The sequence below is a fragment of the Actinoplanes subglobosus genome, assembly GCF_042650585.1.
Lineage (GTDB): Bacteria > Actinomycetota > Actinomycetes > Mycobacteriales > Micromonosporaceae > Actinoplanes > Actinoplanes subglobosus.
This window is the reverse complement of sequence record NZ_JBHSBL010000012.1, coordinates 138,716-153,937: the sequence shown is the minus strand read 5'-3', so window position 1 is coordinate 153,937 and position 15,222 is coordinate 138,716. Positions and strand designations below refer to the sequence as shown.

Genomic DNA, 15,222 nt, shown 5'->3' with positions numbered 1-15,222 from the left:
GTTCAGGAGGCTCGGCGGATCAGGACCGTGTCGTGGAGGTGGGTGTCGAGGATGTCGTGGGCGAGCTGGGTCACCTGCGGGGCGTCCGGGGCAACCAGCTCACCCGACGGGCCGGTGATCACGCAGTACATGACGTAGTGGCCGCGGGTGCGCCACAGGATCGGTGTTCCCGGGCCGGTCGCGGCGCCGGACAGGTCGGTGAAACTGCCGTCACCCGTCTCCACCAGGTAGCGGACCTGATCACCGACGGCCATCGCGCTAGTCGTGTCAGGCAGGTTCAGCATGCCGGCGGTGATCCGGTAGTCGGCATACGGGACGGTGAGAGCGGCCCGGACCGCCTGCGAGCAGCCGTACCGCAGCAGGGTCGTGCGCAAGGCGCCGCTAGCCGCGAGTGTGCAGTCGGCGGCGAGGTCGGACCGGGTGACGCCGAAGGCGGTGACGCCGGCCGGGAAGATCTCGTCGGCGCGCAACGGCGCCGGATCCACCTCGCGCGTCGCGATCCGCGCGTCGACCTCGGCCGAGGCGAGCTGGGCCGGCGGGCGTCGTTCGTCGGCGACGATGAGGACACCCAGCATCACCACGATGCCGAGCACGATCAGGCCGGCCAGTCCGCGGGTGAACAGATGGGTGGTCATCGGCTCGCGCCGCAGGTGCCGCCGCGACCGGCGTCGATGCTGGCCACGGGCCGGAAATCGGATCGGAAGGGTGAAACCACCCGCCGGGGCGGCGCGATGGGCGGAGCGCGTCGGGGTGGCGTACCGCATGGGCCCAAGCTAGGCGCGCACGCTGATCGATTGACGCACACCGTGTCCGCCACCCCGGCGAGGCACCCGACACCGTGCGGCGGGACACTTGACGGGTGACCGCCGACCACTACTTCACCGCCGACCCCGACGCGCCGCTGCGGCGTGGCGAGATCGAGTTCACCGTCGCCGGCCGGGACTACCGGCTGGCCGTCGCCTCCGGGGTCTTCTCGGCCGGCCGTCTCGACCCCGGCACCGCCGTGCTGCTGCGCAAGGCGGGCCTGCCCGATGACCGGGCCGAGGGCACCTTCCTCGACCTGGGCTGCGGTTACGGCCCGATCGCCTGCGTGCTGGCCAGCGAGGCGCCGCGGGTCACCGTCTACGCGGTCGACGTCAACTCGCGAGCCCGTGACCTGGCCGGTGAGAATGCGGCACGGCTCGGCCTCGGTGATCGGGTGCTGGTCCGTGAGCCCGAGACGGTCCCGGCGGACGTGACGTTCACCGAGATCTGGAGCAACCCGCCCACCCACATCGGCAAGGCCGGGCTGCACGAGCTGCTGGAGCGCTGGCTGCCCCGGCTCGCGCCCGGTGGCACCGCCTGGCTCGTGATCAACCGCAACCTCGGTGGTGACTCGCTGCACACCTGGCTGACCGGGCTCGGCTGGACCGTCGAGCGGGTGGCCAGCCAGCGGGGCTTCCGCGTCCTGCGGGTCACCGGAAAATCGGCTGACTGAGCCGGCACTGACAGGGAGGATGCCGCCATGGGTTACGTGGATGTCGCCGGCGCAGCTTTCGTGCTCCCGGATGGTCGGGAGCTGTTCGCCGACGTGTCGTTCCGGGTCGGCGAGGGGGCCAAGGTGGCGCTCGTCGGTCCCAACGGGGCGGGCAAGACCACGCTCATGCGCATGGTGGCCGGTGACATACCGACCCAGAGCGGGACCATCGCGCGTTCCGGTGGGCTCGGGGTGATGCGCCAGTTCATCGGGATGATCGGCGACGACCGTACCCTCGAAGATCTTGCTCTTTCGCTCGTCTCACCGGCGCTCCGCGAGGCCGGAGAACGCTTGCGGGCGGCTGCCGCGGCGCTCGGCGAGACCGAGAAATCCCAGATCGCGTACGCGAACGCGCTCGCCCACTGGGGTGAGGCCGGTGGTTACGACGCCGAGGTGCTCTTCGACACGGTGACCGTCTCGATCCTGGGCAAGCCGTGGGAGGAGGCGCGTTCCCGCATCGTGCGGACCCTCTCCGGCGGCGAGCAGAAACGGTTCGCCCTCGACCTGCTGCTGCGCGGCAACGACGAGGTGCTGCTGCTCGACGAGCCGGACAACTTCCTCGACGTCCCGGCCAAACGCTGGCTGGAGCAGCGGATGCGCGAGTCGAACAAGTCGATCCTCTACGTCTCGCACGACCGGGAGCTGCTGGCCGAGACCGCGAGCCGGGTCGTCGCCGTCGAGGGTGGCAGCGCCTGGACCCATCCGGGCGGGTTCGCCTCCTGGCACGAGGCCCGGATGAACCGGCACGAGCGCATGGAGGAGCTGCGCCGCCGCTGGGACGAGGAGCACGAGAAGATCAAGGAACTGGTCTTCATGCTCAAGAACAAGGCCGCCTACAACGACGGTCTGGCCTCCCGCTATCAGGCCGCGCAGACCCGGCTCCGCAAGTTCGAGGAGGCCGGCCCGCCGCCGCTGCCACCGAAGGACCAGGCGGTGAAGATGAACCTGCGCGGCGGCCGCACCGGCAAGCGCGCGGTCATCTGCGAGCAGCTCGAGCTGGAGAACCTGACGTTCCCGTTCGACCTGGAGATCTGGTACGGCGACCGGGTCGCCGTCCTCGGCGCGAACGGGACCGGGAAGTCGCACTTCCTGCGCCTGCTCGCGGCCGGTGGCACCGACCCCGACCTGGAGCACAAACCGGTCGACGGCGCACCGCTGGCGAAGGTGTCGCACGACGGCAAGGCCCGTCTCGGCGCTCGGGTCCGGCCCGGCCACTTCTCGCAGACCCACGACCGGCCGGAGCTGATGGAGAAGACGCTCGTCGAGATCCTGTGGCGCGGTGACGAGCACCGGTCCGGGCTCGATCGGGCGGGCGCCATGAAGCACCTGAACCGGTACGAGCTGGCCGCCCAGGGCGACCAGCGGTTCGGGACCCTCTCCGGTGGACAGCAGGCCCGGTTCCTGGTGCTCCTGCTCGAACTGTCGGGGGCGACCGTGCTGTTGCTCGACGAGCCGACCGACAACCTCGACCTCGCCTCGGCGGAGGCGTTGGAGGAGGGTTTGAAGGGGTTCGAGGGCACGGTGATCGCGGTCACCCACGACCGCTGGTTCACCAGGTCTTTCGATCGCTTCGTGCTGTTCAGGGGGGACGGCGAGGTGGTGGAGGTTCCGGAGCCGGTCTGGGACGTCCGCTAGTTTTCTCGTCACGGACCGGTTATGGTCCGGTTACAACAACCCACGGGAGTCCGGGCACCGGGCTGAGAGGGGGGCTGATGCGGCCCCCGACCGTCGAACCTGATCCGGGTAATGCCGGCGCAGGGAGGAGTCCCTCATGGGCACATCGTTTCCCCGCATCCACGTCATAACCGACGATATCGACGTCGTTCGCGGTGTCGCCGGGTTGCCCGACGTGGCTGTCCAGATCAGAGTCAAGAGCAACGACGCTTCGGCGTACGCGTTGACCTGCGCCGCCCTCGCGGTGTGCCGGCCGGCCGGCACGATGGTGCTGGTCAACGACAGGGTCGGGGTCGCTCTCGCGGCCGGCGCGGACGGTGTTCACCTCGGTGCCGACGACCTGCCGGTGTCCGCCGCCCGCCGGGTGCTCGGGCCGGACGCGATCATCGGCGGCACCTGCCGTTCGGCGGAGACCGCGCGGGCGGCCATCGAGGCCGGGGCCAGCTATCTCGGGGTCGGGCCGGCCTTCCACACGTCCACCAAGGACGGGCTGCCACCACCGCTCGGGCCGGCCGCGGTTGCGGCTGTCGCCGACGCGGTGCCGGGCACGCCGGTTCTGGCGATCGGCGGTATCACCGCGGAACGGGTGCCGCTGCTCGCGGTGCACGGGGTCGCGGCTGTCTCCGCCTTCGCGGCGGATCCGAAGGGAGCGGTTGCGGAATTCCTGGCGGTCCTGCCATGAGCCGCGTCGCCGTCGTCGGTGGCGGCATCATCGGGCTGTCCATCGCCGCGGAGCTTCTCCGACGCGGGGCGGACGTCACCGTCTACGATCCGGCGCCTGACGGAGCGGACGGGGCGTGGCATGTCGCGGCCGGGATGCTCGCGCCGGGTGGGGAGTCGGCGTTCGAGTATCCGCACCTCACCCGGCTGCTGGAGGCGGGGCATGAGCTGTGGCCGGAGTTCGTGGCCGGGCTCGGGGACGTCGGATACGACCGGGCCGGGACGCTGTCGCTCGCCCTCACCGCGGATGACGTGGCCGAGGCGGCCCGGGAGTGGAAGCACCAGAAGCTGACTCCGCTGACCGGTTCCCAGGTGCGTGATCTCGAACCAGGGATCTCGCCGCGGGTACGGGCCGGGGCGTTCGCTGCCGAGGAGCACCAGGTCGATCCCCGCAGGGTCGTCGCGGCCCTGCGGGAGCGGCTGACGGGCCGTGTCGTCACGCGCCGCGTCGCAGACCTGTCGGATGTGGAGGGTGACGCCGTCGTCGTGGCCGCCGGGCATCACACCGGCGGGCTCACCGGGCTGCCGGTCCGGCCGGTCAAAGGCCAGGTCCTCCGGCTCCGCGGGGAACCCGGTCTGCTCCGGCACGTGATCGACGGTGCCGCCGACGGACGCCACGTCTACCTGGTCCCGCGGGCCGACGGCGAGATCGTCGTCGGCGCCACCCAGGAGGAACGCGGTGACCGGCAACCGACCGCGGGAGGCGTGCACGACCTGCTGCGCGCCGCCCTCGACCTGGTACCCGGCCTCGCCGACCACGAACTCAGCGAGGTCACCGTCGGGCACCGGCCGGGGACGCCGGACAACGCGCCGATCCTCGGATTCCTCGACGACGACCGCCGGGTCGTGGTCGCGGCCGGCCATTTCCGTAACGGGATCCTGCTCGCCCCGATCACCGCACGACTCATCGCCGACCTGGTGGTCACCGGCTCGGCGGACCCGATTCTCGACGCGTTCGCCCCCGGGAGGTTCCGATGAAGCTGACGATCAACGGCCAGGCCCAGAGCCGGCCCGGCACCTGCTCGGTCGCGACCCTGGTCGCGGAACTGATCGCCGCCCAGCGTGGGGTGGCGGTCGCGGTCAACGGCACCGTCGTGCCACGGTCCACCTGGTCGGAGGTGGACCTCGTGGACGGCGACCGGATCGAGGTCCTCACCGCCGCGCAAGGAGGCTGACGTGGGGTTCCTTCCGGAGAACGGACTGATCCTCGGCACCGGCGGGGCGAACAGTCTCGCGGCACTGGAGGAGGCGATCGCCGCGTCCGAGACGACGCTGGTCACCGTGGCACTGCGCCGGGTCGACGCGGCCGGGCCGGGACTGCTCCCGATGCTCGACCGGCTCGGGGTGCGGGTGCTGCCGAACACGGCCGGCTGCTACACCGCCGGGGACGCGGTGAAGACCGCTCAGATGGCCCGTGAGGCCTTCGAGACGGATCTGATCAAACTCGAGGTGATCGGTGACGAACGGACCCTGCTGCCGGACGGGGTCGAGCTCCTGCGAGCGGCCGAGATGCTCGTCGCTGACGGGTTCCGCGTTCTGCCGTACACCAGTGATGATCCGATCCTGGCCCGCCGGCTCGCCGACGCCGGATGTGCCGCGGTGATGCCGGCGGGGTCGCCGATCGGCTCCGGCCTGGGCATCTCCAACCCGCACCACATCGAGTTGATCGTGCAGAGCGTCGACGTGCCGGTGGTTCTCGACGCCGGTATCGGCACCGCCTCGGACGCGGCACGCGCCATGGAACTCGGCTGCGACGCGGTGCTCATCGCCAGCGCGATCACCCGGGCCGACGATCCGGCGGCGATGGCGGCGGCGATGCGGCACGCGGTCATCGGCGGCCGGCTCGCCCGCGCCGCGGGCCGCATCCCACGACGGTTCCACGCGGTCGCGTCCACAGCCGACGACGGCATCGCGCAATGGTGACCCCGGGCGGGCTCGTCCTGCTCACCGATCGGCGGTCCGCTTCCGGGCCGCTGATCGAGGTGGTCCGGGCGGCGGTCCGCGGCGGCGCTGCTTGGGTCATTCTCCGCGAGAGGGATCTTTCGTACGGCGATCGCGCGGCCCTGGCCACGAGGCTCCGGTCGGTCGTCCCGGTAGATCGACTGATCATCTCCGGTCCGGACCCGCTCGGTGGAACAGCGGTGCACTTGTCCGGTTCTGATCATCTCCCGGCCGGGCCGACACTGACCGGCCGTTCGTGGCACGGCACCGAGGACCTGTCGGGTGTGGACTACGTGACGGTGTCGCCGGTCTACCCGACCTCGTCGAAGCCGGGGTACGGGCCGGCGCTCGGGGTCACGGGGGCCGCCGGGCTGCGCGCGCCCGTGCCCTGGCTCGCCCTCGGTGGCATCGGGGCCGCTGATCAGGCGGCGGAGTGCGCGGCGGCCGGTGCGGCGGGCATCGCGGTGATGGGAGCGATCATGCGATCACCGGATCCGGAGCGGACGGCCCGCGAACTGGCGTCCGGGTTTGCCGGGGGTGCCTCGTGACTCCGCCCGTGGTGCTGACGATCGCCGGGTCGGACTCGGGCGGGGGCGCGGGGATCCAGGCGGATCTGAAGACGTTCGCGGCGCTCGGGGCGTTCGGTACCTCGGTGATCACGGCCATCACGGCGCAGAACACGCTCGGGGTGACGGCCATCCATCCGGTCCCGGTCGACGTTGTCGCTGCTCAGCTCGACGCCGTCCTGTCGGATCTGCCGGTGGCCGCGGTCAAGGTCGGGATGATCTCGGATCCGGCCGTGGCCGAGCTGATCGCGTCGCGTGTGGACGATCTGCCGAACCTCGTCGTCGATCCGGTTCTGGTGGCCACCGCGGGGAGCCGGTTGGGGGAGGCCGCGGTTGTCGGGGTGCTTACGGCGTACCCCTGTGTGCTGACCCCCAATCGGCACGAAGCCGGCGCCCTCCTGGGGCGGCGAGTGGAGTCGGTCGAGGAGATGGTCTCGGCGGCGGCCGAGCTCGCGGCCCTCGGGCCGCGCGCCGTCGTGGTGACCGGGAGTGAGCTGGCGCTCGATGTCCTGCACTTCGACGGCGCGGCGACGCTGCTGCGCGGTGAGCCGGTGATGACCGAGAACAACCATGGTTCCGGGTGCACCTTCTCGTCCGCGATCGCGGTGCGGCTGGCGGCCGGCGACCCGGTGCCGGACGCGGTGGCGGCGGCGAAGGCCTACGTGAACCGGGGCCTGCGCGGCGGCAGCTCGTGGCGGCTCGGCGCCGGGCCGGGGCCACTGGACCACTTCGGCTGGTCCGTCTAGATCTCCGGCGGCCCGGTAGGTGGATTCCTGCTGCCGTACGCCGCCGGTTTCATCCGTTTTTGGGGAGGTTTGGTCATGCGTCGCAAGGTCTATGTAGAAGGTCCCCGCCCGGACATCCGGGTGCCGTTCACCGAGGTGGTGCTGACCGGCGACAACCCGCCGGTACGCCTCTACGACACCTCCGGACCCGGCAGCGAACCCGCGGTCGGGCTGCCCCCGCTGCGGAAACCCTGGCAGACGGGGCGGACCCAGCTCGCCTCGGCGCGCGCCGGGATCATCACGCCGGAGATGGAGTACGTCGCGATCCGGGAAGGAGTCCCGGCCACCCTCGTGCGCGACGAGATCGCCGCGGGACGGGCCGTGCTGCCCGCCAACATCAACCACCCCGAATCCGAGCCAATGATCATCGGATCGCGGTTCCTCGTGAAGGTCAACGCCAACATCGGCACCTCGGCGGTCACCTCGTCGATCGACGAAGAGGTCGAGAAACTGACCTGGGCCACCCAGTGGGGCGCGGACACCGTGATGGACCTGTCCACCGGGCAGCACATTCATGAGACCCGGGAGGCGATCGTACGGAACTCGCCCGTCCCGATCGGCACGGTGCCGCTCTATCAGGCGCTCGAGAAGGTCAAGGGCGACCCCCTCAAACTGTCCTGGGAAGTCTTCCGGGAGACTGTGATCGAACAGGCTGAGCAGGGCGTCGACTACATGACGATCCACGCCGGGGTGCTTCTGGAGTACGTGCCGATGGCCGCTGAACGCGTCACCGGGATCGTCTCCCGCGGCGGGTCGATCATGGCAGCGTGGTGCCTGGCCGAGCACCGGGAGAACTTCCTCTACACCCACTTCCGCGAGCTGTGCGAGATCTTCCGGGAGTACGACATCACGTTCTCCCTCGGCGACGGGCTCCGGCCCGGGTCGATCGCCGACGCCAACGACGAGGCACAGTTCGCCGAACTGCGCACCCTCGGGGAACTCACGCACATCGCGTGGGAATACGACGTCCAGGTCATGGTCGAAGGGCCCGGGCACGTACCCATGCACAAGATCAAGGAGAACGTGGACCTGCAGGTGTCGCTCTGCGGTGGGGCGCCTTTCTACACGCTCGGGCCGCTGGCCACCGACATCGCCCCCGCCTACGACCACATCACCTCGGCCATCGGGGCGGCCATGATCGGGTGGTTCGGTACGGCGATGCTCTGCTACGTCACACCCAAGGAACACCTCGGGCTGCCGAACAAGGAAGACGTCAAAGCCGGGATGATCGCCTACAAGATCGCGGCGCACGCGGCGGACATCGCCAAGGGACATCCTGGGGCTCAGGAATGGGACGATGCGCTGTCGCGGGCTCGGTTCGACTTCCGGTGGGAGGACCAGTTCGAGCTTGCGCTGGATCCGGCTACCGCCCGGTCGTACCACGACGAGACGCTGCCGGCGGCGCCTGCCAAGACCGCGCATTTCTGCTCGATGTGCGGGCCGAAGTTCTGCTCGATGAAGATCAGCCACGAGATCCGGGCGGCAGGGATGAAGGCGAAGTCGTCCGAGTTCGTGGATGCGGGCGGGCGGGTCTACCTGCCGGTCACACCTAACGCCTGACTTGGCCGGTGCGCCCGCTGTCACCGCATCGGTTCGGCCGTGGGCGTCGGCGGTGGGCGCGCCCGATGCGAGATTGGGTGCGCTGGTGGCCGTGATGGTGTTGGTGGCGCCCCCGTTGTGCGGTTGGGTGCGCTGGTAGCCGTTGTGGCGGTGGTGGGCGCGCCCAATCGACGATTTGGGTGCGCCTGTCGTCGCTGGTTGCGAGTCTCAGACCTCGTCCGTGTCGTCATCCGAGTCGGGTTTGACGGGGGCCCGCTTCGCTGCCGGCAGGAAGTCGTAGATCGGCTCGCGTGCCGGTTCCGGTTCCGGGGCTGCGATGGGGCGGTTGCGATCGGCCAGGTCCGTCATGGCTTCGCGGGCTTGTTCCGCCGGTTCCGTGTTCTCGTGCCGTGCACCGGGGTGCGGGTGCTCGGAGATGACGTCGGCGGCGTTCTCGCTGGTGAGGTCGGGCCGGTCGATGGTCGGCGCGTCCACGGCGGGTTGGGTCGCCTTGCGTGAACGCGACTTCCGGCGGCTCGCCCGTTTCTGGCTGCGGGTCGGTTTGGGCGCCACGGCCGAAACTGCCGGGGCCTGCACTGTCGCGACGGTCTCCGGCTCCGCATCGGCCGCCGTGCTCTCGGAAGTCTCCGCGGTCTCGACGGGCTGTGCTTCCGCGTCGGGTGCTTGGACCTCGACGCCTTCCACCTTCGGCGTCTCCGGTTCGGTGCCTCCCGCCTCGGCCCCTTCGGCCTCGGGTTCAGGCTGAACGGAATCGGACTTCGCCTCCGGTGCCTCGGCGGTTTTCGGCTCCGAGAGCTGCTCGTCCGGTGCGGTCAGGGTCGCTTCCGTCACAGAATCCACAATGGCCTCGGGAACATCCCGGGACTCGGTAGTCCCACCGCCCTCAGCGGTCACCGGCTGCTCGCCGATATCGGAACCGTTCACCGCGACCGACTCGGTATCGCTGCCGGCCGGCGTCGGTTGATCCGCGGTGTCGAGAGAGACCTCGGTGGTTTCCGGTTGGGTGGTGGGTTTGGCCTGCGCCCGGGTCCGTTTGGCGGGAGCTTTCGTCGCGGTCCGCTTGGTCGGTGCGGCCTTTGCGGCGGCCGTCTTCGCGGCGGCGGTTTTGGCGGCGGTGGTCCTGCTCGCCCGTTTGCGGGGAGCGGCCTTCTTCGCCGGCTCTCCTTCGACGGCAGCCGGCTCGTCACTGGTGGAGGTGCTGTCCGGTTCGGCCTCGAGGTCCGGCGGTGGCTCTGGCGCGGGCGGAAGTTGAAGGACCGGAACCGGCATGCTCTCCGTAACCACCTCGCCGGCCCGGGACTCTTCGGCCTGCTGCGATGCCGAACGGACCGGGATCACCGGGGCGGGCGGCGGCTCGATCCGGTACCGGTAGAGAATGCCCTCGTCTCGGACCACGAAGTCGTCAGCACCGTCAGGCCGTGTCCAGGTGAGGATCATCTGCCCGTACTTCTCGGCTAGCTTCACCAGTGCCGGAAAGGTGTCGACGATGACGACGGGCTTCCCCGGCGGACTGGCCATCGGCTCAACCGGAACCAGCATGTGCGGGTAGCGGCGCTGGATCTGCGTCCGAGTCCGCAACGGCACGTGCCGCAAGGCCATCGTTGCGATGATGCCGGCGCCGATCAGCGCAACTAGGAGCAGGTACACCGCGTAGCGGCGAGCATCAGCAGCGGTGAGGAGGTCGTAACCGAAGGCGCCGATCTGGCGAGCTTGATGGGTGCTGCCTGAGTTGACGCTCGACGAGTCGACATTCAAGGAGTCCGGAACACCGGCAAGTGTCAGCTGGAGCGGCGTCAGGTTGAGTGAAATCGCCGGCTTGAAGGAAGTCCCGTCGCCATGCTCAACCTGTGCCGTGACGGTAACGGTGATCGCGCCCATGTCTGCGCCGATCGCCAAACCAGCGTCCGTCGCGATCTGCTGCAACATGTTCAGATCCAGGCCGACGGTGTCGGTGTACTGCACGGTGGCGAACTGCTTCTGCTGTGAAAGCTGAACCGTCTTGTGCCAGCCGTTCTGCGATGCGAGTCTTGCGTCGACCTGAATTCGGCCAGGCTGCCCGCGATATGACAAATGAAGATCGACGAGATGGGCCAGCTTTCGGAATATCGGGTCGGGTGAGTAGACCGTAGTTCCGTCATATGCAGCCGAACGAGGAACTTCGGCTGAGTAGGAGAAGGCAAGATTCTCGCCGGATTTTCCCGAAGTTGGTGTGGCCTCCTCGACTGGCTTCATCCAGCCCAGAAACCCTAGGAAAAGTCCGGTCATGCCGCTGATGACAACGAACACCGCGAGTGTGCGGAGGGCAGGATGAAGACGGCTTACGGCCTTGACCATGGCCGCAGCGGTAGCCCATGAGCCGCCTCCGGCAGACATGCCCTTCACTTTCTTTTTTCGGCGACCACGCGGAATATCCCGGCGGCTCTTCGCTGTGACCGCACCACCGCTCACGAAGAGGAAGCCGATCATGCCGAGGCCGGTAGGGCTGAGAACTGGTTGTAGCCACGTCCCTCCATGAGGGACATGCAGCACAGCGCGGCCGATCAGTTCCTCGGCGGTCGGGTAGACCTCGTCGGTTGAGTCGTTATTGTCACCCTTGAAGACGAATCCATTCCTTGCATCCCCGCCAATAATGCGGTGCAGGACCTGAACGCCTCCGACCCCATGATACGCAGCGATCTGCCCGACCTCGTAAGATTCGGACTTCCTGACGAAGACCAGGTCCCCCTCGTAGTACACGGGGTTCATGCTGACGCCATAGGTGCGAATGTATGTCACCTGCTTGGTCATGGCCGCCCACGTGCCAATGGCCGCCATCGCGAGAACGGCGGCCATTGCCACGCGTCTAGCTATCTTCGGAATGGTGACTCCGGCGGATGACTCGGCGCTAAATGAGTCAGCCGCGTGCCCGGTTCAGGCACGCGGCTGATGCAGGTCTACCTAGTCTTGCACTAGGCGAGCCAGACGGAGACCGAGACAGCGCTAATCGGGCCGGTCCAGAAGCCGGCACTTGTGGGGGTGCAGTCCCAGATGCCACCGCCGCCGGAGTAGGTGCAGGTGCTGATGGTATCGGCAGCGCCGGTTTCGCCGGTCATGCTGATCTTGACAGTGCCGGTCGCGGTGACAAAGGCGGCACCCGCGGCGTCTTCGAGCGTGACGTGGACCGCGGTGATCTGATCCGCGTTGGTAGCGTCGGTGTCGAAGGTGATGGCTTGGAGGTCTGCGCCCTCGTCGACGGTCACGGCAACCTTGCCGCCCTGGAGGATGTTCGCGCCGGTGCTGTCAACCACGCCCGCGGCGGTGAAGGCGGTGGAGCCGGCGGCTACGACTCCGGCGACGGCGACGCCGCCCAGCAGCTGGACCATGTTGCGCATATGTGTGTCTCCCCTTGGTCGGTAGCCCAGCCGGCCTCGTGGGCCCTGTGGCTTTGCGTCCCCGTCTTGCGGCGGGTTTGCTTTTATCGGCCGAGCGGGTGCTCGTTTTTGCTTGCGCCAGGTTGTTCGGTCGGGGAGACGCTGGTCTAAAGACTCGTGGCGCAGGTTTTTCGTGCGGGTTCCAGGATTTCCCCGCCTTAGCTCTGACTCGGTGCTAGGCGGTTGCGGGATGGTTGCCGGCACCGGGCGAGTTGCTATTCGCGGGCGGAAACGCGGCGCGGCGGCTGTCCGGGACGGCCGCCGCGCGTACGAAACGAAAAGGTTTAAAGCTTGTAGAAAGTGACGTAGTGGTCGGGGGTGAAGTAGGCGACGCGGGTGCTGCGGTTGACCACGATGCGGTAGGCGTCGCGGGAGGCTCCGCGGGCGCGGGAGTAGACGTCGTATTCGCTGTACGTGGCTGAGGGCAGCTGGCCCTCGCGGTTGTAGAACTGGCCGCCGGTGTAGTTGTAGTTGCCGTAGGGCCACGAGTACCAGCCGGCCGACGTCGGCCAGCCGAGGGACTGCCAGCCGGTGAAAGCGGTGCGCGCTGCCGAGCAGCGGCTGATCGTGCAGCTCGAGTAGACGGCTGCCTGGGCGGCGTCGGTCGAGGTCGGCGAGACGATCGCGGGGGCGACGAGAGCGGTTCCGGAGAGGGCCAGGACCATGGCGAGGCCGGAGAGGAACCGGCCGATGCGGGTGATCATGTTCGGACTCCCGATGTCGAGTGGGGATGAACTCGGACATCGACCATCGTCATGGTTCGGAGGGCTCGGCGGTACCTCCCGACCGCATCATTCCATCGGTGTTCGCCGATGTTTTACGGCGCCGAAATCATCCCTGGCCACGGATTTACCAGTTCTTGATACCAACGTCGAGCGGTTGTCGTCAGGAGCCGCCGAGGCCGTTCACCCAGTCGACGTAGTCCTCTTCCTTGCGGTCCCGCGGGCCGCGGGCGGCGGGCGGCGCGGTGGGTGGCGGCGCGATCGGCGTCGGGTGCGGGAGCGGGGCGCTGATCGGGGTCGGCTCCGGTGTCAGCGGGGCCCGCTGCGCGACCCGCGGGTGCTCGGCCGTGTTGATACCGGTGCGCGGGCCGGGCTGGTTGGCGGCGAAGCCGTTGAACGAACCGCTGTCACCGGTCAGTGCCTGCGACGGTGTGGCGGGCTGGGGTGCGGGGGCGGGCTTACGCGTACGCCATCCGCGTCGCAGACCTCCGCCGGCCTTGGCGGGCTGTTGCTGCTGTTGCCCGGAGAAACGCGGCTCGGCGGAGCGCGGGTCGGCGGAGCGGGGGTCGGCGGAGCGGGGGTCGGCGGAGCGCGGGTCGGAGGAACGCGGATCGGTCGCGGCCGGAGTCTGACCGTAAGGCGCCGGAGGGTAGACGGTGGCCGGCGCGACCCCGGCAGCGGCGAGATCCTGGAGCGGGTGTGGCCGATCGGCGGCCGCGACCGGGATGACTCCGGTGTCCGAGGGGCGCAGCTCGTTCTCCGGGCGCCGAGCCGCGGCGGCCGCGGCCTGGGCGATAGCGGACTGCACGGGCACGTCACGGCGGGGCAGCGTGGCCCGGCCCGCGGCGGCCGGCTCGGGCTTGGCGCCGGTCGGTTCGGGCTTGGCGTCGGTGGGTGAGTCGTCGGCGGGGCTCTCCGGCTCCGGGCCGCGGGCGGTCTCGGGAGTGCCGCGGACGATGGCGGCCAGCACCGACCCGAGCACGCCGGCACCGCTGGCGATCATCGCTCCCCAGTAGGGGTCGAAGTGGAAGCCGCCGCCCGAACCGGGACCGGCGATCAGGTAGGCCACGGTGAGCAGGGCGGGTCCGGCGAGTCCGCTGAGGGCCACTGTGAGGGTCGGCATCTTCCGGCCGCGGGCGGCCCAGCCGATGATCAGCCCGGCGATCAGGGCGATCACCGGCATCGTGACGAACGGGGTCTGTCCGGCGACGGCCCCCGGGATGAGGTCGCCGTCGAGGACGCCGAGGCGTGCCGTGTCCTGGGTGTGGCCGGGCAGCAGGGACGGGGCGACCGAGATCAGGGCCACCGTCCACACCGCCACGGTCAGGGTGGAGAGGCTCCAGCGGGCCACGGCCCGGGCGGCGGCGGCGTACGCGGCGAAGATGCCGACGGCCGCGCCGAGACCCGCGCAGATGCCGATGACCAGGACCGGCTGCACCCCGGCGACCTGGGCGGACCGGGCCGGCTGCATGGTCAGCGGCAGCACCGCGAGCGCGCCCAGGCCGGCGGCCAGACCCATCGCCAGGGCGCCGCCGGCGGCGACGGGGCGGGGTGACCAGCGGGGCCGCAGGCCGGTCGCGACCACGGCGCCGATCGCGGCGGCGGTCATCGTGATCCAGGCGACCCAGGCGAGTTGCGCTGTCCATTGGTCACGCTGAGTGAGTTCAAGGGTCTGGTCGAGCCGCACCATGCCTAGTCCGTAGGCGATGCCGAGTTGACCGGCTCCGACGACTGCGGCCGCCGTGGTGGTCGCGGCCAGCAGCTTGAGCCAGCTCCGAATTGCCATGGTGCGCACGTTACGGAATGTTCCGCATGATGCGCCAGTCTGGGGTCACCTTCTTAAGGCAGCCTAAAGTCGTGCACGTCTATGATCGACGTTCATCGATCAGAAAACGGTCACTTACGGTGACTTCCGGACGACTGCGATGCGACTTGCCAGAGTGCGAGTCCAGAGTGGACACTGTCGCGCACGGACAGCGAGTCCGTCGTGTCACGCCAAACCTTGCAACCGTGTTCATCGAGGTCGCGGGACAGAACTCCCACATAGTGGTTGGAATCCTGATGGTGTCCGGTGATCATGACCTCACGGACGGTTGTGTGTGACGTATTCGTGCACGTCAACCCCGGGAGCGAGACCACGGGACGCACACACGCGCGCTTATCACCCGGACAGCGGAGCCTTTTACAGGAGGATCCAGACTTCCCAAAAGGCCCGGCGTTCTGATGAAATCGCCGCCGTGCCGGAAACGGCGCGGGCATTGCTGCGCGTACCGGACGGAGCCGGAACGCGGCCTGAAATGGGCCGGCTCCAGCCGTGGTGCGGAGCGG

Annotated in this window: 14 protein-coding genes and 2 riboswitches; of the genes, 9 read left to right on the top strand and 5 right to left on the bottom strand. The window is 69.3% G+C overall.

Features of this window, described 5'->3' with window-relative positions:
* Window positions 1–2: 2 nt before the first annotated feature.
* Window positions 3–764, bottom strand: coding sequence for a hypothetical protein (locus tag ACFO0C_RS11685; protein ID WP_378066615.1), 762 nt, complete (start codon window positions 762–764; stop codon window positions 3–5).
* A gap of 95 nt (window positions 765–859) precedes the next feature.
* On the opposite strand from ACFO0C_RS11685, the gene ACFO0C_RS11680 reads away from it, so the two are divergent.
* From ACFO0C_RS11680 to thiC, 9 genes are all read left to right on the top strand, one after another.
* A complete protein-coding gene (locus ACFO0C_RS11680; RefSeq protein WP_378066614.1) occupies window positions 860–1,477 on the top strand; it encodes a class I SAM-dependent methyltransferase in 618 nt (205 codons plus the stop codon).
* A 27-nt stretch (window positions 1,478–1,504) separates the two neighbouring features.
* Window positions 1,505–3,151 carry an ABC-F family ATP-binding cassette domain-containing protein gene (locus ACFO0C_RS11675; protein ID WP_378066613.1) on the top strand — a complete coding sequence of 549 codons (1,647 nt, stop codon included), beginning with the start codon at window positions 1,505–1,507 and terminating at the stop codon, window positions 3,149–3,151.
* Between the two features lie 32 nt (window positions 3,152–3,183).
* Window positions 3,184–3,294, top strand: a riboswitch (TPP riboswitch).
* Window positions 3,288–3,872, top strand: a complete 585-nt coding sequence (locus ACFO0C_RS11670; RefSeq protein ID WP_378066612.1) for a thiamine phosphate synthase — start codon at window positions 3,288–3,290, stop codon at window positions 3,870–3,872. (Overlaps the previous riboswitch by 7 nt.)
* Window positions 3,869–4,888: a glycine oxidase ThiO gene (thiO, locus tag ACFO0C_RS11665; protein WP_378066611.1), complete on the top strand. Its 1,020-nt coding sequence runs from the start codon at window positions 3,869–3,871 to the stop codon at window positions 4,886–4,888. The genes ACFO0C_RS11670 and thiO overlap by 4 nt, the downstream gene beginning before the upstream one ends.
* Window positions 4,885–5,085 (top strand): sulfur carrier protein ThiS, encoded by a 201-nt coding sequence (gene thiS / locus ACFO0C_RS11660; protein ID WP_378066610.1) that lies wholly within the window; start codon window positions 4,885–4,887, stop codon window positions 5,083–5,085. The genes thiO and thiS overlap by 4 nt, the downstream gene beginning before the upstream one ends.
* 1 nt (window position 5,086) lies before the next feature.
* On the top strand, window positions 5,087–5,833 hold the full coding sequence (locus ACFO0C_RS11655) for a thiazole synthase (RefSeq protein WP_378066609.1): 747 nt from the start codon (window positions 5,087–5,089) through the stop codon (window positions 5,831–5,833).
* The gene (locus ACFO0C_RS11650) at window positions 5,827–6,399 is read left to right on the top strand and encodes a thiamine phosphate synthase (RefSeq protein WP_378066608.1); all 573 of its coding nucleotides are present in this window, start codon (window positions 5,827–5,829) and stop codon (window positions 6,397–6,399) included. Before ACFO0C_RS11655 ends, ACFO0C_RS11650 begins: the two co-directional genes overlap by 7 nt.
* The gene (thiD, locus tag ACFO0C_RS11645) at window positions 6,396–7,163 is read left to right on the top strand and encodes a bifunctional hydroxymethylpyrimidine kinase/phosphomethylpyrimidine kinase (protein ID WP_378066607.1); all 768 of its coding nucleotides are present in this window, start codon (window positions 6,396–6,398) and stop codon (window positions 7,161–7,163) included. Before ACFO0C_RS11650 ends, thiD begins: the two co-directional genes overlap by 4 nt.
* 69 nt (window positions 7,164–7,232) lie before the next feature.
* Window positions 7,233–8,762: a phosphomethylpyrimidine synthase ThiC gene (gene thiC / locus ACFO0C_RS11640; protein WP_378066606.1), complete on the top strand. Its 1,530-nt coding sequence runs from the start codon at window positions 7,233–7,235 to the stop codon at window positions 8,760–8,762.
* Between the two features lie 207 nt (window positions 8,763–8,969).
* Here the strand turns inward: thiC and ACFO0C_RS11635 are convergent, their stop codons facing one another.
* From ACFO0C_RS11635 to ACFO0C_RS11620, 4 genes are all read right to left on the bottom strand, one after another.
* Window positions 8,970–11,594 (bottom strand): S24 family peptidase, encoded by a 2,625-nt coding sequence (locus ACFO0C_RS11635; RefSeq protein WP_378066605.1) that lies wholly within the window; start codon window positions 11,592–11,594, stop codon window positions 8,970–8,972.
* A gap of 116 nt (window positions 11,595–11,710) precedes the next feature.
* Complete coding sequence (locus ACFO0C_RS11630; RefSeq protein ID WP_378066604.1) at window positions 11,711–12,133, bottom strand: hypothetical protein; 423 nt, start codon at window positions 12,131–12,133, stop codon at window positions 11,711–11,713.
* Between the two features lie 17 nt (window positions 12,134–12,150).
* Window positions 12,151–12,225: riboswitch (cyclic di-GMP riboswitch) on the bottom strand.
* 231 nt (window positions 12,226–12,456) lie between these two features.
* Window positions 12,457–12,876: a ribonuclease domain-containing protein gene (locus ACFO0C_RS11625; protein ID WP_378066603.1), complete on the bottom strand. Its 420-nt coding sequence runs from the start codon at window positions 12,874–12,876 to the stop codon at window positions 12,457–12,459.
* Window positions 12,877–13,057: 181 nt separating this feature from the next.
* A complete protein-coding gene (locus tag ACFO0C_RS11620; RefSeq protein WP_378066602.1) occupies window positions 13,058–14,680 on the bottom strand; it encodes a hypothetical protein in 1,623 nt (540 codons plus the stop codon).
* Between the last annotated feature and the right edge of the window lie 542 nt (window positions 14,681–15,222).